The sequence below is a fragment of the Nocardia niwae NBRC 108934 = DSM 45340 genome (assembly GCF_001613465.1).
GTDB classification, from domain to species: Bacteria; Actinomycetota; Actinomycetes; order Mycobacteriales; family Mycobacteriaceae; genus Nocardia; species Nocardia niwae.
Window position 1 is genome coordinate 193,641 of record NZ_BDCK01000018.1, and the last position, 21,622, is coordinate 215,262.

At 70.0% G+C, this 21,622-nt stretch carries 21 protein-coding genes; 10 read left to right on the top strand and 11 right to left on the bottom strand.

Going from position 1 to position 21,622, the window contains the following annotated elements:
* The first annotated feature begins 30 nt into the window (after positions 1 to 30).
* The 3 genes from NNI01S_RS11605 to NNI01S_RS11615 are packed head-to-tail and all read left to right on the top strand — an operon-like array spanning position 31 to position 2,691.
* Positions 31 to 711, top strand: coding sequence for an energy-coupling factor ABC transporter ATP-binding protein (locus NNI01S_RS11605; protein WP_063020044.1), 681 nt, complete (start codon positions 31 to 33; stop codon positions 709 to 711).
* The gene (locus NNI01S_RS11610; RefSeq protein ID WP_063020045.1) at positions 708 to 1,310 is read left to right on the top strand and encodes an energy-coupling factor transporter transmembrane component T family protein; all 603 of its coding nucleotides are present in this window, start codon (positions 708 to 710) and stop codon (positions 1,308 to 1,310) included. The genes NNI01S_RS11605 and NNI01S_RS11610 overlap by 4 nt, the downstream gene beginning before the upstream one ends.
* Positions 1,303 to 2,691 (top strand): AMP-binding protein, encoded by a 1,389-nt coding sequence (locus tag NNI01S_RS11615; protein WP_063020121.1) that lies wholly within the window; start codon positions 1,303 to 1,305, stop codon positions 2,689 to 2,691. Before NNI01S_RS11610 ends, NNI01S_RS11615 begins: the two co-directional genes overlap by 8 nt.
* A gap of 67 nt (positions 2,692 to 2,758) precedes the next feature.
* Here the strand turns inward: NNI01S_RS11615 and NNI01S_RS11620 are convergent, their stop codons facing one another.
* The 3 genes from NNI01S_RS11620 to NNI01S_RS11630 form a co-directional block, all read right to left on the bottom strand.
* Positions 2,759 to 4,153, bottom strand: a complete 1,395-nt coding sequence (locus NNI01S_RS11620) for a DUF5933 domain-containing protein (RefSeq protein WP_063917415.1) — start codon at positions 4,151 to 4,153, stop codon at positions 2,759 to 2,761.
* 192 nt (positions 4,154 to 4,345) lie between these two features.
* Complete coding sequence (locus NNI01S_RS11625; RefSeq protein WP_063020046.1) at positions 4,346 to 5,716, bottom strand: amidase; 1,371 nt, start codon at positions 5,714 to 5,716, stop codon at positions 4,346 to 4,348.
* A 214-nt stretch (positions 5,717 to 5,930) separates the two neighbouring features.
* Positions 5,931 to 7,151, bottom strand: coding sequence for a PucR family transcriptional regulator (locus tag NNI01S_RS11630; RefSeq protein ID WP_063020047.1), 1,221 nt, complete (start codon positions 7,149 to 7,151; stop codon positions 5,931 to 5,933).
* Between the two features lie 398 nt (positions 7,152 to 7,549).
* On the opposite strand from NNI01S_RS11630, the gene NNI01S_RS11635 reads away from it, so the two are divergent.
* Together NNI01S_RS11635 and NNI01S_RS11640 are read left to right on the top strand one after the other, a co-directional pair.
* The gene (locus tag NNI01S_RS11635; RefSeq protein ID WP_063020048.1) at positions 7,550 to 8,026 is read left to right on the top strand and encodes an HAD-IIIC family phosphatase; all 477 of its coding nucleotides are present in this window, start codon (positions 7,550 to 7,552) and stop codon (positions 8,024 to 8,026) included.
* 161 nt (positions 8,027 to 8,187) lie between these two features.
* On the top strand, positions 8,188 to 9,153 hold the full coding sequence (locus NNI01S_RS11640) for a helix-turn-helix domain-containing protein (protein WP_063020049.1): 966 nt from the start codon (positions 8,188 to 8,190) through the stop codon (positions 9,151 to 9,153).
* 15 nt (positions 9,154 to 9,168) lie between these two features.
* Here NNI01S_RS11640 and NNI01S_RS11645 read toward each other — a convergent pair whose 3' ends face one another.
* The gene (locus tag NNI01S_RS11645) at positions 9,169 to 10,047 is read right to left on the bottom strand and encodes a sigma-70 family RNA polymerase sigma factor (protein ID WP_063020050.1); all 879 of its coding nucleotides are present in this window, start codon (positions 10,045 to 10,047) and stop codon (positions 9,169 to 9,171) included.
* 106 nt (positions 10,048 to 10,153) lie between these two features.
* On the opposite strand from NNI01S_RS11645, the gene NNI01S_RS11650 reads away from it, so the two are divergent.
* Entirely contained in the window at positions 10,154 to 10,501 is a 348-nt protein-coding gene (locus NNI01S_RS11650; protein ID WP_063020051.1) for a DoxX family protein, read from the top strand.
* Positions 10,502 to 10,599: 98 nt separating this feature from the next.
* On the opposite strand, the gene NNI01S_RS11655 is transcribed toward NNI01S_RS11650, so the two are convergent.
* The 7 genes from NNI01S_RS11655 to NNI01S_RS11685 form a co-directional block, all read right to left on the bottom strand.
* Positions 10,600 to 12,186: a GMC family oxidoreductase gene (locus NNI01S_RS11655; RefSeq protein WP_063020122.1), complete on the bottom strand. Its 1,587-nt coding sequence runs from the start codon at positions 12,184 to 12,186 to the stop codon at positions 10,600 to 10,602.
* Positions 12,187 to 12,291: 105 nt separating this feature from the next.
* Positions 12,292 to 12,870: a TetR/AcrR family transcriptional regulator gene (locus tag NNI01S_RS11660; protein ID WP_063020052.1), complete on the bottom strand. Its 579-nt coding sequence runs from the start codon at positions 12,868 to 12,870 to the stop codon at positions 12,292 to 12,294.
* Positions 12,871 to 12,903: 33 nt separating this feature from the next.
* Complete coding sequence (locus NNI01S_RS11665) at positions 12,904 to 14,373, bottom strand: FAD-dependent oxidoreductase (protein ID WP_063020053.1); 1,470 nt, start codon at positions 14,371 to 14,373, stop codon at positions 12,904 to 12,906.
* Between the two features lie 14 nt (positions 14,374 to 14,387).
* Positions 14,388 to 14,792, bottom strand: a complete 405-nt coding sequence (locus NNI01S_RS11670) for a carboxymuconolactone decarboxylase family protein (protein WP_063020054.1) — start codon at positions 14,790 to 14,792, stop codon at positions 14,388 to 14,390.
* Positions 14,789 to 15,667, bottom strand: coding sequence for an NAD(P)-dependent oxidoreductase (locus NNI01S_RS11675; RefSeq protein ID WP_063020055.1), 879 nt, complete (start codon positions 15,665 to 15,667; stop codon positions 14,789 to 14,791). Before NNI01S_RS11675 ends, NNI01S_RS11670 begins: the two co-directional genes overlap by 4 nt.
* Positions 15,664 to 16,416, bottom strand: a complete 753-nt coding sequence (locus NNI01S_RS11680; protein WP_063020056.1) for an SDR family oxidoreductase — start codon at positions 16,414 to 16,416, stop codon at positions 15,664 to 15,666. Before NNI01S_RS11680 ends, NNI01S_RS11675 begins: the two co-directional genes overlap by 4 nt.
* A 33-nt stretch (positions 16,417 to 16,449) precedes the next feature.
* Entirely contained in the window at positions 16,450 to 17,916 is a 1,467-nt protein-coding gene (locus NNI01S_RS11685; RefSeq protein ID WP_063020057.1) for an aldehyde dehydrogenase, read from the bottom strand.
* A 318-nt stretch (positions 17,917 to 18,234) separates the two neighbouring features.
* Here NNI01S_RS11685 and NNI01S_RS11690 point away from each other — a divergent pair, with 318 nt between their 5' ends.
* The 4 genes from NNI01S_RS11690 to NNI01S_RS11705 all read left to right on the top strand — a co-directional run bounded on the left by NNI01S_RS11690 (position 18,235) and on the right by NNI01S_RS11705 (position 21,560).
* Positions 18,235 to 19,041, top strand: coding sequence for an SDR family oxidoreductase (locus tag NNI01S_RS11690; protein WP_063020058.1), 807 nt, complete (start codon positions 18,235 to 18,237; stop codon positions 19,039 to 19,041).
* Between the two features lie 9 nt (positions 19,042 to 19,050).
* Complete coding sequence (locus tag NNI01S_RS11695) at positions 19,051 to 19,248, top strand: ferredoxin (protein WP_063020059.1); 198 nt, start codon at positions 19,051 to 19,053, stop codon at positions 19,246 to 19,248.
* Positions 19,249 to 19,387: 139 nt separating this feature from the next.
* Positions 19,388 to 20,980: a succinic semialdehyde dehydrogenase gene (locus NNI01S_RS11700; protein WP_063020060.1), complete on the top strand. Its 1,593-nt coding sequence runs from the start codon at positions 19,388 to 19,390 to the stop codon at positions 20,978 to 20,980.
* Positions 20,981 to 21,074: 94 nt separating this feature from the next.
* Entirely contained in the window at positions 21,075 to 21,560 is a 486-nt protein-coding gene (locus tag NNI01S_RS11705; protein ID WP_063020061.1) for a glutathione peroxidase, read from the top strand.
* Positions 21,561 to 21,622: the final 62 nt, after the last annotated feature.

Below are 21,622 nucleotides of genomic sequence, written 5' to 3' on the forward strand. Positions count from 1 at the left end.
CGGCCCGACCATCGTCAGCGGGGCGCCGTCGTGAGTGAGATCGTCTTCGACTCGGTGAGCCACCGTTTCGGCGAACGAAAAGTGTTGCGCGACATCAGCCTGCGGATCACCGAACGCCGCGTCGGCATCATCGGCTCCAACGGTTCCGGCAAATCGACGTTGGCGCGCATGATCAACGGCTTGCTGACGCCGAGTTCCGGTACGGTCACCGTCGACGGCGTGGACGCCGCCCGCAAGGGCGCGCAGGTACGGCGGAAGGTGGGGTTCGTCTTCACCGATCCCGATACGCAGATCGTGATGCCGACGGTTGCCGAGGATCTCGCGTTCTCGCTGCGGCGCAGCGGGTTGCGCAAGCCGGAGATCGCGGCGCGCGTGGAGGAGATCCTGGAACGATTCGGGCTCGCGGGCCACGCCGAACACCCTTCGCATCTGCTGTCCGGTGGTCAGAAACAGTTGCTCGCCCTCGGCGCGGTCCTGATCCGGCGGCCGGAGGTGATCGTCGCCGACGAGCCGACCACGCTGCTGGACCTGCGCAACGCCAAGGTCGTCGCGAGTGCGCTGGATGCCGTGGACCAGCAGGTGATCGTCGTGACGCATCAGCTGTCTCTGCTGGAGAGCTTCGAGCGCGTCATCGTGATCGACGACGGAGCGGTGGCGTTCGACGGAACGCCCGGCGATGCCGTCGCGGCCTACCGGGCGGCGGTCGAGTGATCGGCCTGTACCGACCCGGCGATTCCCCGCTGCACCGGCTACCGGCCGGGGTGAAACTGGTGCTGCTGCTGGCGTCGATCGTGGCCTGCTCTGTGTTCGTTCGGACTCCGCCGCAGGTGCTGGCCGCCGCCGGGCTGGTGGCGGGACTGTTCGCGGTGGCCGGGATTCCGTGGCGAGTCGCGCTGGCCCAGCTGCGCCCGCTGTTGTGGATGCTGCTGCTCATCGCCGTGTTCCAAGTGCTGATCACTTCGCCCGCACGGGCCGCGGTGGTGTGCGGGGTGCTGGTGCTCTCGGTCGCGCTCGCGGCGCTGTTCACCCTCACCACGCGGGTGACCGACATGCTGGACGCCGTGACCCGGTGGCTGGGGCCGCTGCGCCGGGTGGGTGTCGATCCCGAGCGAGCCGGATTACTACTGGCACTGGCCATCCGGTGTGTGCCGTTGCTGGCCGGGATCGTGCACGACGTCGCCGAGGCGCGGCGCGCTCGTGGTCTGCAGTGGTCGATGACGGCGCTGGTCACGCCGGTGCTGGTGCGGGCGCTGCGGACGGCCGACGCCATGGGTGACGCCCTCGCCGCGCGAGGAGTGGACGATGCCTGACCTGCTCGCCGCGCGGATCGCGCGGCAGGCCGCGGCGCATCCGGCGGCGACCGCCGTGATCGCGAGAGGCGAGCGGGTCGACTACGAGCGGTTCTGGTCGAAGGTCGTTCGCGTCGCCGCTGGGCTCGACGGCATGCGGCGGGTGGCCGTGCTGCCCACCTCCGATGTCGAATCGCTGGTCGCGGTGGCGGCGGCGATGCACGCCGGGGTGAGTGTCGTGCTGCTGCATCGTCATCTCTTGCCCGCGCAGTTGCGCCGGGTGCTGGCGCTCACCGAGCCGGGAGCCGTCGTGGCCGCGCCGCCCCAGCATCGGCGGTTGCGGCGCCTGGGGTTCGACGGAACCGTGCGGACGGTTGCCACACTGGAATCCGCGGGCTCGGTGGGGCCGGTGGACCCGAGCGCCGAACTCCTGGTCGGGATCACCTCCGGCACCACCGGCGAGCCGAAACTCTTCGTGCGCGACCACCGGTCGTGGGCCACCACGCTGGATCGCTCCGACCGCACCTTCGACATCGGCGCGGGCGACCGGGTGTCGGTACCGGGCGTACTGGACCACACGCATTTCTTGTACGGCGGGTTGCACGCCCTGACCCGGGGCGCGACGGTGGATCTGCGCCCGGTGGCCGATGCGCTGAACGATGGTGCGACGCAGCTGTATTCGGTGCCGACGATCGCGTGGGACGTGGTGCGGGCCGGGATCGGTCCGGTCGGCGGCGTCCGGGAAGTGCTGTCCTCGGCTGCCCGGTGGCCTCGCACGGGACGGCAAGCGTTGCAGGAGGCACTGCCGAATGCCTCGCTCGTGCACTTCTACGGTGCGTCCGAATTGAGCTTCGTGTCCTTCGACCGGGGGCTGGGCAGCACCGACGAGAAGTCGGCGGGCGAACTCTTCGACGGTGTCGAGGCCCGCGTTCGCGACGGCCTCGTCTACGTGCGCAGTGACATGCTGTTCGACGGCTACCTCACCGCCGACGGCGTGGCCGGCGGTCCGGTCGACGGCTGGATGACCGTCGGCGACCGGGGCGAGGTGACCGGTAGGCGCCTTCGCTTGTTCGGCCGGGAGAGCGACATGCTGATCCGGGCGGGTCTCAATGTGGAACCCGCCGCGGTCGAAGCGGCGCTCACGGCGATTCCGGGTGTTGCCGAGGCCGCGTGCATCGGCGTGCCGGACGCACGGATGGGGGAGGCGCCCGCGGCGGCGATCGTGGTGGACCCGGCAGCACCGGGCCCGGAGGAGATCTGGCGGCGGCTGCGCGCGAGTCTGCCGAGCCCGAGTATGCCGGTGCAGGTTCTGATCGTGGACAGCCTGCCGCGCACACCGCGTGGCAAGCTCGATCGCTCAGCGCTGGCCGCGACGCTGGCCGCGCATCGCTGGCGCGGCTGACCGCTGACGACCGAAGGCCAGTGGTCGCCGCACCTTTGTCAGCGGTATCGACGGCCGCCCGGTGAAGTCATCGCGGCGTGTGTCGGCCGACTCGGCGCTCCGGCACAGCGCAGGACGCCGTGGTGCCCGCCCGCATGACTGTGGCCCCCGTCGCAGCCGGAGCCGACAGGGACTCCGGCTGGGCGTCACCTGCTTCGCGCTGGGCCGATGCGGCTGCACTCGCCGCTGCCGGCGCCACCGACGACGAGCCGAACCACGTGGTGTAGAACATGATCGCCAGCGCGCCGAGCGCGCCGAGGATCACGATGCCGAACGCGAGCGGGTGCGCGGCCATCTGCAGGGCGAAGAAGCGAATGGCCAGCAGGACCCCGGCGCAGACGGCTACACCCGTCGCCACGAGGCGGATGCGCTGGCGATCCCAGCCCCGGTCCGGATCGCGCAGCGCGGATTCGACGGTCAGGCACAACGCCGCGCCCACGACCAGGTCGACGCCGTAGTGGGCGCCGAGTCCGAGCGTCGCGAGCAGCGTGCACACCAGCCAGAACGCGCCGCCCCAGCGCAGCCACAGCGGGCCGCGCCGAGAGTGGATGAACAGCGACAGCGCCCAGGCGGTGTGCAGGGAAGGCATGCAGTTGCGCGGGGTGATGCCGTCGAAGCGCAGCGCTTCGATCGAGGAGGGCAGCGCCGGAACGGTATTCGGCCAGACATCGGCGATCTCGAAGCCCAGCCCTTGCGGTCCGTACGCGAGCACCGGCCCCACCACCGGGAAGGCCACGTACCAGATCGGCCCCACCACGCCGAGGGTGAGGAACGTCCGTACCAGGTAGTGCCGTGGCCACGCGCCGGTCGTCACGCCGCGCAACTGCCAGGCCGCGACCAGGACGGCCGCCAGCGGAAGCTCGAAGTAGACCCAGCGCACCACGCCCGTGGCCACCGGTCCCGCCGCGTCCAGCGCGTGCCCGACCAGCCAGGACGGGTTGCCGAGGACGCGATCGGCGACTTGGACGTACGGGTCGAGCACCATCGGGCAGGCCCACGCGGTGATATCCAGCCAGATCTCGCTGATCTTCGTCGCGCAGATCAGCAGGGCGCCGAAAGCGATGGTGCGCAACGCCGTGCGGCGGCGCTGTTCGTCCCATCGCACGACCGCGAGCACCGCCAGTGCGGTGAGCACGATGGTCGGACCGTTGCCGACGGTGAACGGCCGTCCCTCGACTGTCCTGATCACCACGAACACCAGGTCGATGGCGATCGCCGCGGCGACGGCGCCGACGCGGGCGCGCGTCGTGATCCCTACCAGGGCCAGTAGGAATCCCGCCCACGGTGTGGTCGCCGACTTCGGCGTTCCGGCGTAGTCCCGCAACAGGCTGGTCAACGGGCCCAGCGCGCCGATGTGCGCGGCCATGAGTTCGCCGCCGGCCAGCGCGAGCACGATGCCCGCGATGCCGCACCATACGGTCACCGGCCGGAACCGACGCTCCCGAAGCTCTCCGATACCCACTCGCTCGCCCGGTGGGGTCAAGCTTCCTCGCACGTCGTTCACAAGCACCGAGACATCGTAAACAGGACATTAACGGCGCATGTACGGGGCGATGTGCGCGCGCTTTCGTCGACGCGTCGATGCGGCCGAGGACTGTTCTCCGGTAACGGTCCGTTACCGGAGAGCGGCGTCGTCGAGGGGAGCGTGCCGTCGCCACGGACGGATCCGCTCCAGTTGCGCGGCGACCGCGAGCAGCGTGGTCTCGCCGCCGGGCGCCGCGCCGAGCTGTACGCCTAGGGGCAGGCCGGTGTCGGAATGCCCGGCGGGAACGGAGATCGCCGGATAGCGGACGGTGTTGAACGGCGGGGTGAACGGGATGAAGCGCGGCACGTCGAGCAAGGTTCGCAGAAACCCTTGCCCGGCGAACGCTCCGACCGGCACCGGCGGTGCCGCCAGGGTGGGCGTGAGCAGCAGATCGTGCTCGGTGAACCAGGCGGCGAAGCGCTCGGCCTGCCGTGCGGGCGGAGCGTCGGGTACCCGGCGAATCCCGGTGATCACCCGTCCGGCCCTGGCCACCTTGCGGGTCAGCGGTTCCAGCAGCTCCGTGCTCAGGTTCGTGGTGTCCTCGGCGACGCCGGCGAAGTAGCGCGCCAGAAAGCCGAGCGCGTCCTGGGGCCGCCACGGCGGCGGCGTCTCGGTGACGGTATGGCCCGCTTCGCGCAGCGCTTCGGCCGCGGCCAGCATCGCCGCGCGCACCTGAGGGTCGACGGACGCACCGAGCACCGGTGGCCGGGCGGTCATGCCGATCCGCAGCGGCCGCTCGGGCGGGGCCGCTGCGCGGTAGCGGTCGTCGGCCGCGAGCACGGCGAGGAGCAGGGCGGCGTCGGACACCGTGGTCGCCAGGGGGCCGAAGGTCGAGATGCCCAGCCAGTTCGAGCCGAGTTCGGCCGGGCGCGGGAGCACACCGTCACCCGGTTTCAGGCCGACGAGACCGCAGCAGGACGACGGGATGCGGATCGACCCTCCACCGTCGGAACCGATTGCCAGCGCGGCCATTCCGGAGGCCACCGCCGCGGCGCCGCCGCCGGTGGATCCGCCGGGAGTGTGCGCGAGCTGCCACGGATTGCGGGTGACGCCGTGCGCGGCGCTCTCGGTGACCGGCCACTGACACAGCTCCGGCACATTCGTCTTGCCGATCAGCAGCGCGCCCGCGGCGCGCAACCGGCCGACGAGCTCGCTGTCGGAGTCGGCGGCGGTCTGCCGCGCCGCGCGCGATCCGTTGCCGGTCACGCACCCGGCGAGGTCGAGATTGTCCTTCACCGCCACCGGAACTCCGGCGAGCGGGAGGTCGCGGAGATCGCCGCGGCTGGCCAGCGCGCGGGCTTCGTGGCGGACCTGCTCGTGACGCACGATGCGGAAGGCGTTGATCCGCGGGTCGAGTGCCGCGATGCGGGCCAGGTGTTCGTCGGCCACCTCGAGCGGGGATACCGTCCGGCTCTGGACTCCCGCCGCGATCTCGGCCGCCGACGCGCCCGCCCATGTCATCGCTGTCTCCTCGGGTACCTCTGGTCGCGACGACCGGCACTGGACCGCTACCGGACTTCGAGACTCGCCGCTCACGGTAATCGTCGGCGCGGGAGGCCACAATGACCAGCTCCGCCGTTCCCGCGCATGGGAACGAGCGGCACGCGGTCGCGCCGCCAACGGGCGCGGTATCGTCCAGGGCGGGTGAGGAATTCGCGACCGTGTCGGCGCGCGCTCAGGTCGTGCGATACGTGCGGGCCACCAGTGCCGAGCGCAGGTACCACAGGCCCGACGGCTGGGACGGGTCGAATCCGGTGAGCTGCCCGATCCGCTTGAGCCGGTAGTCCACGGTGTTGGTGTGCACATGCAGCACGCGTGCGGTGCGCTGCCGGTTGAGATTGTTGGCGATGTGCCGCTGCAGTGTCTCCAGCAGTTCGGGGTGCGCGTCCAGTGGGTCCAGCAGCGAGCCGAGGTACTCGCGGCCGGGCCCGGGTCTGGTGAGCTGGTATTCCAGCGCCAGCTCGTCGAAGCGGTAGAGCCCCGCCACGGCCTGCAATCGCTGCACCATGTCGAGCAGTTCGTGGGCCTGGTCGGCGGCGGTGGGGATCTTCTCGGGAGTCGCCTCGACCATGGTCGCGGTGACGCCCACCTGCGCGGCGTGCGACAGCTGGGTGACCAGTACGTCCAGCTGCTCGCTGTCCAGGTGACCGGACGGGATGAGTACCGTGCCGCCGTCCACGCTCAGCAACGACAGCGCGGCCTCGCCGCAGCGCGTGGCGAGTTCGGCCTGGACCCGCCGTAGTTTCCTGCGGGCGACCACCTTGCCGTCCACCATCGGGTTGTGTTCGTCGCGGTGCGGCGGAATCGCCACGGCCAGAACGGCATACGAAGAGGCGATGGCGATGCCGCATTCGCGGGCCATGGTGGAGGTGCTGTGCCCGCCCAGCAGTGCGGAGGTCAGCGTGTGCACGGCGGTGTGGTGCTCGCTGACCACCGCGCGCAGCTCCCGGACGTAGGCCATGGAGACCGCCGAGTTGATCATGTCGAGCATCTCGACGACCATCTTGGCGCCGTCGACGAGGTCGTCGTAGTCCTTCATCGTCGCGCCGGAGACCACCAGCTCCAGGCCCATCTTGAAGCCTTCGTGGATCGAGTGGTGGATGGTGTCGATCGGCACTCCCTCCCGCGCCCATCCCGCGGCGGCGTCGCCGAGCCGCTGGAGTTTCTCCGGGAGATCCTTGCCGTCGAGCATGCTCACCGCCAGCTCGAGGCAGACCCGGGTGATGGTGGTGACGTCGCCGGCGATCGCGTCACCGGGTAGGGTGCCGCACGGGATGACGTTTTCGACGAAGTGCCCGACCATCTGACGCGATAGCCCGCGAACATCCTTCAGCGGTGACGACATCGGCTTTCCCGACAGGGTCAGGCTCGGCCGGGCCGAACTGTCGACGGACATTGGCGACTCCCTTCCGCCCACGATTGCTGTGCAGCGCATTCACACTAATCTCTCGATCTCGTTCGCGGACCGGATCGACGGGTTCTGTGAGAGCGGGTGAGGCCGGTCGAAGCGCGCTTGTGAGCGCTCACAGCAGCTGGACATATGACCGGTTTCGGCGACGGTCGACACGCGCCGATGGCCGGCTCACCGGGCGGGCGTCCCGGATCCGGCGCCCGCGCCGGTTCCGTCGTTGCCGCGAGGCGCGGCCGACATGCCGGTAGGATCACCCGCGCCGGCCATGGCCATGTAACCAGGGTCTTGTCCGGCACGTGTCGTGTCCCGGATGGTGTGCAGTGCCCGTCCGCCGCGCACGCCACGGCGGAAGGGCAGTGATGGCGCGACGATAGGGGCAGGCGATGGCACCGGCTCTGAGATGTCTTGTCTGGGAACTGGACAACACCTTGTGGGACGGCGCCGTGTGCGACGCGACCGTCGGCGCCGTGCGCCCGGCCGCGCTGCGTACCCTGCGCGTGCTCAGCGAGCGAGGGATCTGGCATGCCGTGGCGAGCCGCGGCGAACGCGAGTGGACGCTGGACAAGTTGTACCGGCACGGCGTCTACGAGATGTTCTCGGCCGTCGAGATCGGTTGGGGACCCAAGTCTTCGGCTATCGTGCGGATCGCGCGCACGCTCGGACTCGGCCTCGACGCCATCGGCTTCATCGACCATGAGCCGGTGGAGCGCGCCGAGGTGGCCCGCGCGCTGCCCACCGTGCGCTGTTACGCCGCACGCAATGCCGACGTCCTGCCGGTGCTGCCCGATTTCCGTCCCGTGTTGCGCACCGGGCCGGCTCCCACACCGCCGCTCGGGTTCGCCCGCGTGCCCGCGCGCTGATCTGCCGGACGAGCGCGTAACGCGCGTCGTGCCGGCGGAATCCGGCGGCCGAACCGGCTTCGCGGCCCAGGCTTCCCAGCGCCGCGAGTAGTCCGCCGCAGCCGTATCGTCTTGGTGGACAATACGGTGTCGGTGAAATCGGGCGGCGATAGGTTGTCACCATGCAGTGCTACGGCGTGACCGCCAACGATGCGGCTTCGTGGACCGCGATCGCCAACAGCTTCGTTCCGATGGACTACCGCTACGGCGATCCCGAACGGTGGTACTCGGGTCTCACGGTGCAGGAATCGGCGTCCTACCGGTTGTTGCGCTGGGAGCAGCGCGGGACGAGTACCTCCTACCGCACCCGGACGAATATCCGCCATGGTCCGTGCGACGACTTCTACTGGGTGGTCGTCCCCGAGCGGGGCGTGTACTCGGTGCGTTATCGCGGCGTGGATACGCGCGCGCAAGCCCATCAGGCGGCGGTGACCGCCCTGGATGACTTGTGCCAGATCCACATCCCGCTGTTGTCGGCCTACGCGATGCAGCTGCCCCGGGCCGAACTCGACCATCGCGCGGGCCCGCTCGCCGCGCGCGGCATGACGATCGACCTGAACTCCGGACTCGGCCGGATCGCCCAGGCCATGATCCGCAGCACGCACGCCGAGCAGGCGAATCTGTCGGATCGGGAGTTCAACGCGGTTTGTGACCGGATCTCGGAATTGCTGAGCTTGATCTCGCTCGGCGAGACCGATCCGCAACGCCCCGACCACGCCCACGTCGTCGCGCAGATCCGGCAGTACGTGCGGGCCAACGTCGGCCGGGGCGACGTTCGGCTGCCCGCGGTGGCGCACGCGCTGGGCTGGTCGCCCCGGCAGTTGCGCGCGGTATTGCAGCAGGCCGGCACCACCTACCGCGATGTGCGCCGGGAGGAGGCGCTGCGCGCCGCGCGCGATCTGCTCGACGACCCCGCGCGGGAGGACGATCTCATCCGTGAGCTGGCGGTCCGGGCCGGATTCACCCCGGCGTGGTTCTCCGCGGCGTTCAAGGCGCGCTTCGGCGAGACGCCGCGGGAATTCCGGCGGCGCCGATCGGCCGAACGCGCCGCCCCGGGCGAGGTGCGGGAGCAGGTGGCGTCGCCCTGACGAATCGGGGCGAAATCAGTTGGACAGCAAGCTGATCGAGAGATCGGTCAGCCGGTGCGGGTCGGCGATCACCCGATATCCCGTCACCCGGTCGTCGCGCACAGTGACGGTCAGCGCCAGCAGCAATCTGCCGTGCGGGGCGACCACGATGCCCGGGTGACCGTCCACCAGCGCGAGCGCCGCCACCTGTGCCCGCCGGCGCAGCAGCACGGTTTCCGCGGCCACCGAGCCCGCGCCGCGCACGGTCGTGGCCATCCCGGCGGGAAGGGCGGCGGCGTCGGCCGTGCGGACCACGCCGGGCGCGAGGACCGCCAGCAACCCATCGAGGTCGCCGCTGCGCGCCGCGCCGAGGAAGGCATCGACGACATGCCGCTGCACGGTGAGTGCCGGGGCGGCCGCGGCATCGACGTCCCGCACCCGTTGGCGGGCGCGGCTGGCCAGCTTCTTGGTCGTCGGCGTCGTGCGGCCGACGATCGGCCCGATCTCGTCGAACGGCACCGCGAACAGGTCGTGCAGGACGAACGCCACCCGCTCGTCGGGACCGAGCCGGTCCAGCACCACCAGTAGCGCCCGGCCGACCGACTCGATCAGGACCGCCTCGTGTTCCGGTTCGTTCTCCTCGGCGCCGTCGTCGAGCCGGTGCGGGTGGCCGAGCGGTTCCTCGCGCCGCGCCGCTCTGCCGCGCAACATGTCCAGGCAGATGCGGGACACGACGGTGGTGAGCCAGCCCCGGAGGTTGCGCACGTCCTCGACATCGTGGCGGGCCAGTCGCAGCCAGGTCTCCTGCACCGCGTCGTCGGCCTCGCTCGGTGAGCCGAGCATGCGGTAGGCGACCGCGTGCAGGTGCCCGCGCTGGGACTCGAATTCCCGGGCCAAGCCGTCTTCGGTGGGCATCGGTCACCTTTCCGCTCCGGGGTCCGTCACCGAGATGACGGATTCGACAGCTCACAGGTGACCGGCGTCCGCAGCGGGGCGCGGCACCTCACGAAAGGGTATTGCCATGGACATCGCCTATCTCGTCGCCACAGTGCTGGCAGCCGCCGCCGCTTTGCTCGCGGCGGGCATCGATGTGGTCCGCGCCGAATGGGTGCGGGAGAACATGCGCGCCTACGGGGTTCCGGTGTCATGGTTGACGCCGCTGGCCGTCGTCAAGGCGCTCGGCGGGGCCGGACTGCTCGCCGGTCTGGCGTTTCCGCCGATCGGCGTCGCCGCGGCGGCGGGGTTGGTGCTCTACTTCCTCGGCGCGGTGGTGACCGTCATCCGGGCGCGGTACTACGCGCATATCGGCTATCCGCTGCCGTATCTCGCGTTGGCAGCGGCCTCGCTGGGACTGTTCGTCGCATCGTAGGCACGCATGGATGCCGCGATGATGCGTTGGGAGGACCGGTTGCCATGCCGGAGCGTTCTCCGGTGCGTCGCACGCCGCACAGGAGGGACGGACCGTCCTTATCCGGCCAGGATGAACTTGGCCGCCTGCTCGCCGATGAACACCGCCGGTGCGTGCGTGTGCCCGCGGATGATGAGCGGCATCACCGAGGCGTCGGCCACCCGAAGCCCCTGTACGCCACGCACTTCCAGCCGGGGTGTGACGACGCTGGCGGGGTCGGTGCCCATGCGGCAGGTGCCGACCGGGTGGTAGAGCGTGTGCGCGTAGGAGTTGAGCGTCAGCTCGAGCACGGCTTCCGATTCCGCGGGCGCCTGCGGCGGATAGATCAGCGGCCCGAGCACCGCCTTCATCGAGGGCTCCGCGGCGATGGCGGCGCACACGCGCAGCCCGGCCATGATGGCGGCGCGGTCGGCGCCCGCGCTGTCGGACAGGTAGCGCGGATCGATGACGGGTTTGGCGGACGGATCCGGGCCGGACAGCGTGATCCGTCCCCGGCTCTGCGGGCGCAGCAGCACCGTCGCCAGGATCACGCCGTGCTCGGTCGGGTCCTGAAGTCCTTCGTAGTAGAACGGCGCGGGCGCGAAGACCAGCTCCAGGTCGGGGAATTCCAAATCCGCCCTGCTGCGGATGAACCCGTACGCTTCGCCGACGTTCGAGGTGAGCATGCCGCGATGACGGATCAGGTAGGCCAGCAGCTGACGCGGCTTCTCGGCGCCGAACAGCGAATCGCCGGCGACGCCGTAGCCGAGCCCGGCGACCAGGTGGTCCTGCAGATTCCCGCCCACCTCCGGCGCGTGATGGCGCACCTCGATGCCGTGGCCGGCCAGTTCGTCCCGGTCGCCGATGCCGGAGAGCATCAGCAGTTGCGGGCTGTTGATCGCGCCGCCGCACAGCACGACCTCGCGCCGCGCGGTCACCGTGTGCGTGACACCGCCCCGGCGATACTCCACGCCGACGGCGCGCGTGCCGTCGAACAGCACCCGGGTGGCCAGCGCCTCGCTGCGCACCGTGAGGTTCGGACGGCGCAGCGCGGGCCGCAGGTAGGCGTCGGCGGTGCTCCAGCGGCGGCCTCCACGCTGGGTGACCATGGTCTCGCTGAACCCGTCCGGCTGCGGACGGTTCGGTGGCTCGACCCGGTAGCCCGCCTCCTGGACCGCGGCCAGGTAGGCGGCGGTGAGGCCGCGCGGGCTGCGCTGGCGGGAGACGTGCAGCGGACCCTCGGTGCCCTCGTCGGGATACTGGGCGTTCTCCACGCGTTCGATGCGCCGGAACTGCTCGACGGCCGCGGCGAAGCCCCACTCCGCACCCGCCAGCAGCGCCCACTCGTCGTAGTCCGCGCGGAAGCCGCGCACCCACATCATGGCGTTCATCGAGGACGAGCCGCCGAACATCTTGCCGCGCGGCCAGTAGATCTCGCGGTTCTTCAGTTCCGGCTGCGGCTGCGTGAGGTAGTCCCAATCCACCTCGGAGCGGAACAGTTTCGCGAATCCGGCGGGAATGTGCGCGAACTTGTTCTTGTCCGGCGGGCCCGCTTCCAGCAGCGCCACCGTGGTGCCCGGATCGGCGCTGAGCCGATTGGCCACCACCGCGCCCGCCGATCCCGAGCCGACGACGACGTAGTCCGCGGAAAGCTCCCCAGGTTGCACGTTTCCCACTCCGATCTGCACCGACTACGGCAAAGATACGAGCAAGCATGCGCCGTGCGGCCCGGTTTCGGGTAACCGGCCCGAAGTCGTCCGGCGATGTCCGCGCTAGCGCAGGATCAGCAGCGCCGAGGCCTCGATGCGGTCGGCGATCTCGGAGTAGGACCCGTAGCCCATGCCCGCGCGCACCAGCGCGCCCGCGTAGAGCAATTCCAGCGATTCGACGACGTCCGGGTCGGGCTCCGGGCCGAGGGCGCGGATGATGCGCTTGCGGATCTCGGCGCCGATGCGTCCGCGCAGATGCTCCACATCGGGGTCGCGGCCGAGCAATGCGCTGGTGACCGCGCCGGAGAGCTCCTGCTCGTCGGCCACCAGCATCGCGATGTTCCGCAGTTCGGCGACCACCCGCACGGTCGGGTCCCGGTCCTCGCTGACCGGCGACGGCGAGGCGACCAGCCGCCGCCAGAAGATCTCCGCGACCAGGTGCTCCTTCGACGAGAAGTAGGTGTAGGCCGTGGCCGTCCCGACCCCCGCCGCGGCGGCGACCATCCGGATGGTCATCCCCGCGAACCCTTCGCGCGCAAGCACTTCCACCGCCGCGCGGGTCAGCTTGTCGACGGTGTCGGCTTGCTTGCCGGAGAGCCTGCGGCGGGTCGCCTCGAGAATGACGGAATCGGGTTCGGACATGTGTCTGGATCCTACTAGGCGGACTGGAACGGTTCAGTTCCCGGCCGCCGCGATACCGGCCCTGCGCCCGTAGAAGCTGCCGTCGCCCAGCGACGCGCCGCTGACGTACCCGCCCGCGCACAGGCCGGAGGTGCACCGGCCCGCCGCGAACAGTCCCGGGATCGGCTCGCCGGAGACGTGCAGCACCCGCGAGTCGAGGTCGGTACGCAGTCCGCCCAGCGTGAAACCGGCCGTGAAGCCGCGCATGTCGAACGCGGCCACCGGTCCGCGCAGCGGGCGCACCCATTCCGGCTTCTTGCCCAGCAACGGGTCCTCGCGGCTGGCGGCGTGCAGGTTGTAGCACTCCACTGTGGCCTGCAGCGCCTGGCCGGGCAGACCCATCTCGGCTTCCAGTTCGGCGATGGTCTCCGCCACCCAGGTGGGCGGCTGGCGGAAGAACGGCGTCGAGGTCTCGGTCGTCAGCGCCTCCTCGTAGGACCCCTCGTCGATCACCAGGTACGCCTGATTGTCCTGCTGGATCAGCGTGGCCTGGCCGATCCGGCCGGGGTAGGTGTCTTCGGTGATGTAGCGCTGCCCGCGCCCGTTGACCAGGATGCCGCGCGCCATCAACTGCGGGTCCCCGAAGAACGCGACCTCGGTAGCGTCCATGTGCGCCAGTTCCGCGCCGAGCGCCTGCGCCAGCCGGATACCGATGCCGTCGTGTTCCTCGATCGCCGCGGCGGGCCTGCCGATCAGCCGCGGCGCGTATCCCTCGATCATCTCCTTGTGATAGGCGAAGCTGCCGGTGGCCAGCACGACGCCGCGCTCGGCGCGGATGGCGACCGGCTTGCCGTAGCGGCGGGCGAGGACGCCGACCACCCGATCGTCGTCGTCGACGATCAGTCGCGCGATCCGGATGTCGTACTCCGTGCGCACACCCAGCGCTTGCGCGGTGTCGGCCAGCGGCTTCATCAGCATGTAGCCGCCGCCCTTCTCGCCGGTGCGCTTGTCGGCCATCTGCGGAACATGGCCGCGCGGAGCGGGTGTCGCGATCGTGTTGAAGGGCGCGGCGTTCTCGCCGCCGGAGTACATCAGCCCTTCGTCGTGCGGCGGCTCCCACCCCGGCTCGCCCCAGAACGCCTCGCGGAAGGGCACGCCACAGGACACCAGCCAGTGGAAGTGCTCGACGCTGCCGCGGCAGTAGTCGGCGATCTTCGCCTTGTCCACGCCGGGACCGAGTGCCGCGAGCAGGAAGGTCTCCATGTTCTCCGGGGTGTCCTCGAAGCCGAGGGCCTGTTGCAGCGGAGTGCCGCCGCCCAGATAGATGAAGCCGCCCGCCAAGGCTGCGGCGCCGCCCCAGCCGCCGGTGCGCTCCAGGACCAGCACGTCCGCTCCGGCGCGGGCGGCCTCGATCGCGGCGCAGACCCCGGCGATGCCGTATCCGGCGACGACGACGTCGGCTCGGTGGTCCCAGGTCTCGACCAGGCACGCGCGCAGGGGACGAATGGTGGTGGCGTCGGACATGGTCAACGAATCCTTCACTGCTCGGCGGACGCGGATTTCGCGCGGGCGGCCTTCTTCTGCTGTGCCACAATCGTGCCCACCAGGAGGTCGAGTTTGGTGCCGTTCGGCCAACCCACGTAGTGGCACAGGAACACCGCGATCTCGTGCAGCTGGTCTTCGGTGAGTTCGCCGTTGCGCAGCGCGGCCCCGATCTGGATGCCCGCGGTGTCGATCGCGCCCTGTGCGGCCAGCGCGCCGAGCAACAGCAGCCTGCGATCGCGGACGGTGAGTCCGGGTCGCGACCAGATGTCGGCGAACAGGTGGTCGGCGGTGACGGCGAAGTGGGCGCCGGGGTACTCCTGGAATTCCGTGCCGTAGACCTCGGCCATCCTGGCCAGACCGCGTTGCCGCACAGTGTCGCCGGATCCGTTGTCGCTCATGACGATTGCCTTTCCGATGCGAAGGTGCCCGTTCCGACGCCGAGGCCGGGGCCGAGCCGGTCGAGGGCGAGAGCGGCCAGCGGCAGCGCGGTGCCGAGCCGCTCGCCCAGTTCCAGGGCGAGACCGAGATCCTTTTCCCCGAGGTCGCGCACGTGCCGCAGGATCGGCAACCAGAAGTCGCCGTCCTCGACAGGGGCGCTGGTGTCGCGCAGCATGATGGCGCCGGGACCACCGGTGACCGCGTCGGAGTGGCGCACCACCTTGCCGAGCGCGGCGAGGTCGAGACCGGCCGCCTCGGCCAGCCGTTGCGCCTCGGTGGCCGCGGTGAAGGAGACGAAGTGCAGCAGGTTGCGCGCCAATTTCATGCGCGTGCCCGCGCCGACCGGCCCGGCGTGCACGATGAGATCGGCGAAGCAGCCGAACGGTTCGCGCACCTGCTCGAACGCCGCAGCGCTGCCGCCGACCATGACCGCGAGTGCGCCGCGGGTCGCGCCGGATGCGCCGCCGCTGATCGGCGCGTCCACCAGTTCGACGCCGCGGTCGCCGCAGACCGCCGCGAGTTCTTCGGCGGTGCGATCGCTGATCGTTGAGTGCACGGCGATCACGGTGCCCGGCGCGGCGGTCCGCAGCACACCCTCCGGGCCCGTGATCACGTCGCGGACCTGGGCGTCGTTCACCACGGTGATCGAGATGATCGTGGCCTGCGCGGCCAGTTCGGCGGCGGAGGCGACCGCGTCGGCCCCGGCCGCGAGGAACGGCTCCACCGCTTCGGGCCGCATGTCGCACACCGCGAGCCCGCCCGGCCATGCCAGCAGGCGCTCGGCCATCGGCGCGCCCATGTTGCCCAAGCCGAGGAATCCGATGCGGGCGCTCATGACCGCACGATCTGTCCGCCGTCGACGTTGAAGATCTGCCCGGTGACCCAGCTCGCCTCGTCCGACAGCAGGTAGAGGCAGGCGCCGACCAGGTCCTGCGGGGTGCCCATCCGCTTGAGCGGCAGGCGCTTGACGATGTCGTCGACGATCACGTCGGGGGTGACGGCCTTGGTGGCGTCGGTGTCGATCGGACCCGGCGCGATGGCGTTGACGCGGATGTTCGATCCGCCGAGTTCGAAGGCCAGTTGCTGGGTCAGCCCGTTGACGCCGACTTTCGCCAGGCCGTAGAAGCTGGAATACAGCCATGCGGCGGTGGAGGACTGGTTGACGATCGACCCGCTGCCCCGCTTGGACATGTGCGGCCAGACGGCGCGGGTCATGATCAGCGCGCCGTCCATGTTCACACTCATGAACTTCTTGTAGTAGTCCCACGGCACGGTCAGCAGCAGGTTCAGCTTCATCTCGCCGTAGATGGCGGCGTTGTTCACCAGGTGGTCGATGCCGCCGAACTCGGTGACGGCGAGATCGGCCAGGGCGGTGGCGGATTCGGGATCGGACACGTCGACCTGGCCGAACACCGCCGTGCCGCCGTCGGCGACGATCTTCTCGACCACCGCCGCGCCGCCTTCGGCGTTCTTGTCGGCGACCACGACGTTCGCGCCTTCGGTGGCCAGTGCCTGCGCGTAGGCCGCGCCGATGCCCTGGGCGGCGCCGGTGACGATGGCGGATCTTCCCGTGAAACGGGCCATGGAGTTCAGCTCCTCTGTGTTGTCCCGCGGCGGTCAGGCCGCGGTGGCGATGACTTTGGTCTCGAGGTATTCCTCGAAACCGGCGATGCCCATCTCACGGCCGAGGCCGGACTGCTTGTAGCCGCCGAACGGGACGTCGGCGGAGTACCAAACACCGCCGTTGACGCTCAGCGTCCCGGTGCGCACACCTTCGGTGACGCGCCGGATGCGTTCGGGATCGGTGCCCCATACCGAGCCGGACAGGCCGTAGGGTGAGTCGTTGGCGATGCGGACGGCGTCCTCGTCGCCGTCGTGCGGAATGATCACCAGCACCGGCCCGAAGATCTCCTCCCTGGCGACGGTCGAGCTGTTGGGGATGTCCGCGATGAGCGTCGGTTCGACGAAGAATCCGCGCTCGCGCCGAGGCCGCCCGCCGCCGGTCACGATGCGCCCGCCCTCGGCCCGTGCGATGTCGATGTAGCGTTCGACCCGGGCGCGCTGACGTTCGGAGATCAGCGGCCCGCACACCGTGCGCGGGTCGGCCGGGTCACCCGGTCGGATCCCGCCGAGCGTGGCCGCGGCCGCCTGGACCGCTTGGTCGTAGGCGGCGCGGGGCACCAGCAGCCGGGTGGACAGCGCGCACCCCTGCCCGGCGTGCACGCATACCGAGAACGCCGCCACCGAGCAGGCCGCCGCGATGTCCGCATCGTCGAGCACGATGAACGCCGACTTGCCGCCCAGTTCCAGGAAAGCCCTCTTCAGCGTGGCGGCTGCGCCGGTCATGACGGCGCGGCCGGTGGCCGTGGACCCGGTGAAACTGATCATGTCGACGCGTGGGTCCGCGGTGAGCCGGGCGCCGAGCGCGTGGTCGGCGGAGGTCACGATGTTCACCACGCCCGCCGGGATATCGGTCTCCTCGGCGATGATGGCGCCGACCGCCGCCGCGCACCAGGGCGTGTCGGGGGCGGGTTTGAGCACGAGGGTGTTTCCCGCGGCCAGCGCGGGTCCCAGCTTGGCGAAGTTGATCTGGTGCGGGAAATTCCACGGCGTGATCGCCCCGACCACGCCGATCGGCTCCCGGCGCAGAACCCGGCGGGTCTTGATGCCCATCGGCTCGGCCACGCCCAGATCCGTTTCCCAGGCGTAGGTTCCGGCGAGTCCGGCCGCGTAAGCGAGATCGGCGACCGGGCCTTCCAGCTGCGGGCCGCCGGTGAGCATCCGCGGGGCGCCGGCCTCGGCGATCGTGATCTCGCGCAGGTCTTCGACGTGGGCTTGCAGCGCGGTGCGCAATTGCTCGAGACAGCGGGCGCGGAAGGCGTGGTCGCGCGACCAGTCCGTCTCGTCGAACGCGGTGCGCGCGGCGTCGACGGCCGCGTCGAGATCGGCCGCGTTCGCGTCCGCGGCGAGGCCGAGGACCTCCTCGGTCGCGGGGTTCACCGTCGCGAAGACACCGTCGGCGCCCTCGACCAGCTTGCCGGCGATCAGCAGGCGGGAACCGTCGGCGGGCAGGAGGCTGCTCATGGATTACTCCGATACTGTCTGGACACGTGTACGGAATATAGTCCGGGCCATTGATCTGTGGCAATAACAGGTTCTAACTCTGCCATTCTTCCCGACGTCGGCGCCCGGTGTGGCGTGACCGGTGCCAACACGCCCGATATGGCGGCGCGGAAGTGGATCGGCCCGGCTTATTGCCGGGGACAACCGAACAATGGTAGTGTCCAGACACATGTCCAGCTATCTGTCTTCGCTTGGATGGCGCCGCCGTGGCGCCCGGCGGAACTCGTTCTCGGTTTCGCGTGGTTTTCTCTGCCTGTCCAGCGCTGTGGAGACCCGATAATGCCCAGATTCGCACCCCATCCGGAGCGCAGGCCCGCGCTCGTCTCCGGCGCCTCCTCGGGGATCGGCGCGGCCACCGCCGTGGCCTTGGCCGAACTCGGTCACCCGGTCGCGCTCGGCGCGCGCCGCGTAGAGCAGTGCGCCGCACTGGCGGACAAGATCCGAGCCGACGGCGGCGAGGCGTTCGCCCACCGTCTCGACGTCACCGAGCCGGACTCGGTCGACGACTTCGTGCGCGCGGCCGAGGAAGCGCTCGGCCCCACCGAGATCCTGGTCTCCAGCGCGGGTGACATCGAGTTCGGTCAGGCGCACGCGATGGATCCGGAACGGTTCGTGCGCCAGGTTCAGGTCCATCTCGTCGGCGCGCAGCGGCTCGCGCACCGAGTGCTGCCCGGCATGCTGCGCAGGCAACGCGGCGACATCGTGCTGATCAGCTCCGACTGCGCGCCCGACCCGCGGCCGCGCACCGGCGCCTACAGTGCTGCCAAAGCGGGGCTGGAAGCGATGGCCGCGCAGATGCGCATGGAACTCGAGGGCAGCGGCGTCCGCTTGTCGCTGGTCCGCCCCGGCCCGACCCTGACCGGTATGGGCATGGACTCCACGCCCGAGGTCGTCGGCCCGGTTCTGGAGGACTGGAAAGCCTGGGGATTCGCCAGGCACCCGTACATGCTGCGGGCGAGCGACCTGGCCGCGGCGGTGGTGGCGGTGGTGGCCACGCCGCGGGGTTCGCACCTGGTGCTGGTCGAGGTGCAACCCGAGGCGCCGATCCGCCCCCTCGCGGACGACGTGGAATCGAACGAACAGTAAGGAGCGACGATGCGAGTGCTGGCCGATCTGGATCTGTGCCAAGGGCATGCCGTGTGCCAGGACGAGGCGCCCGAGGCGTTCCGCGTCGCCAAGCGCGGCAAAGTGGAGATACTCGACGCCGTCGCGGATCCCGATGCGCAGGCCGACGTCCAGCGCGCTGTCCGCTACTGCCCGACCCAGGCGTTGTCCATCGCCGCCGACGCGTAAGCGGAAATCGCCCGTGCGGTTGGGTAGGCAGGGCGAGCCGCGGCGAATACGATGAATCCAAAACCGGAACGTGTTCTAATTCAGTCGCACGGTACGGCCCGGCACCTGCGGGGATGCCCGACGTCATGGAGAAGATCCGATGAGCACAGCACATACCGAGAAGGCGGAGGGCACGCTGCCCGCCAGGATCACCGGAGAGCTGATCACCCGGCTGACCGGCTCGGTCGCCGCCGACGGTAGCGCGGCGCCGTTCGAGATGATCGAGGTCTACACCGGCGCGCCGGTCGGTGCGCTTCCGCAATCGACCCCCCAGGACGTGCTGACCGCGTGCGCCACCGCCCGGGCGGCGCAGACGGAGTGGGCCGCGCTGCCGCTGCGCCAGCGGATGCGGGTGTTCGAGCGGCTGCACGAGCTGATCCTCGGCGAAGTGGAGACCATCGCCGACCTCATCCAGATCGGGTGCGGCAAGACCCGCCGGATGGCCGTCGAGGAATCCTGCGACGTGCCCATGGTGATCAGCCACTATCTCAAGACCGCGCGCCGGGTGCTGCGCCCGAAGCGGCGGGGCGGGCCGATGCCGTTGCTGACCACGTCGATCGAACAGCACCGCCCCAAAGGGCTCGTGGCCGTGATCGCCCCGTGGAACTTCCCCTTCGCCATCGCCCTGTCCGACGCCATGCCCGCGCTGATGGCAGGCAACGGCGTGGTGCTCAAGCCCGACAACAAGACCGCGCTGTGCGTGCTGTTCGGCGTCGAGTTGCTGCACCGGGCCGGGCTGCCCCGCGGTCTGGTCCAGGTGGTGTGCGGTGAGGGACCCGATATCGGGCCCGCCCTGATCGACAACGTCGATTTCGTCATGTTCACCGGCTCGACCGCCACCGGCCGCATCGTCGGCGAGCAGGCCGGTCGCAACCTCATCGGGTGCAGCCTGGAACTGGGCGGCAAGAATCCGATGATCGTGCTCGCCGACGCGAACCTGGACGAGGTGGTCCCCGGCGCGGTGTTCGCGACGTTCGCCAACTCGGGGCAGGCGTGCATGCACATCGAACGGATCTACGTGCACCGTTCCCTGCACGACGAATTCCTGCGCCGATTGGTCGCCGCGGCCGCGGAGCTGAACGGGAAGATCGGCGGCTCCTACGACTACACACCCGAATTCGGGTCCCTCGTCTCTGCGCAGCAGCTGGAACGGGTCGCCGCGCATGTCGAGGACGCGCGGTCCAAGGGAGCCACCGTGCACGTGGGCGGGCAGGCGCGCCCGGATGTCGGTCCGGCGTTCTACGAGGCCACCGTGCTCACCGGCGTGACCCCCGAGATGACCCACGCGACGCTGGAGACCTTCGGTCCGGTCGTCACCGTGTACCCGTTCGACGACGAGCACGAGGCGGTGCGCCTGGCCAACGCCACCGACTACGGCTTGAACGCCAGCGTGTGGACTCGCGACCTGGCGCACGGCGAACGCGTCGCCGCCCAGCTGCAGGCGGGCAACATCAACATCAACGACGGTTTCGTCGCGACCTACGCCGCCAAGGGCACGCCCTCCGGTGGCGTGAAGCAGTCCGGCGTCGGCACTCGGCACGGCGACCAGGGCCTGCTGAAGTACACCGACACGGTGAACGTCGGCGTGCTCAAGAAGCAGGTACTCGCCGCACGCGCGGGCCAGCCCTACGACAAGCAGCTGAAGATGACCTTGACGTCGCTGCGGATGATGCGCCGAACCAGGTTGCGCTGAGCGTCGCTCTGCCGTAGGCCGACGACGGTCACGGACCCGCCGATCCGGTAGCGTGGCCGCCGGGGTGGATTCACGGAATCGAGAACGGATACCAATGAGCCTTCGAGAAGTTCCGCTACGCACGCTGTCCGGCGAGCCGACGACCTTGGCCGACTTGGTCGGCGACCGCGCCGTCCTGCTGGTCAACGTGGCCTCGAAATGCGGACTGACCCCGCAGTACTCCGGCTTGGTCGAACTGCACAAGTCCTTCGGTCCGCGCGGTTTCAGCGTGGTCGGCGTGCCGTGCAACCAGTTCATGGGCCAGGAACCGGGCACCGCGGAGGAAATCCAGCAATTCTGTTCCACCACCTACGGCGTCGATTTCCCCTTGCTGGAGAAGACCGACGTCAACGGCGACCAGCGCCACGCCCTCTACCAGCACCTGGTGGACACTCCCGACGCCGAAGGTGACACCGGCGACATCCAATGGAACTTCGAGAAGTTTCTCATCGACCGCGACGGCAAGGTAGCGGGCCGCTTCCGCCCGCGCACCACACCTCAAGCCCCGGAACTCGTCGCCGCCATCGAATCCGTGCTCTGAATAGTCACGACAATGCCGGAGCCGTCGTCCATCCGGGACGGCGGCTCCCGTCGTTGCGCCGC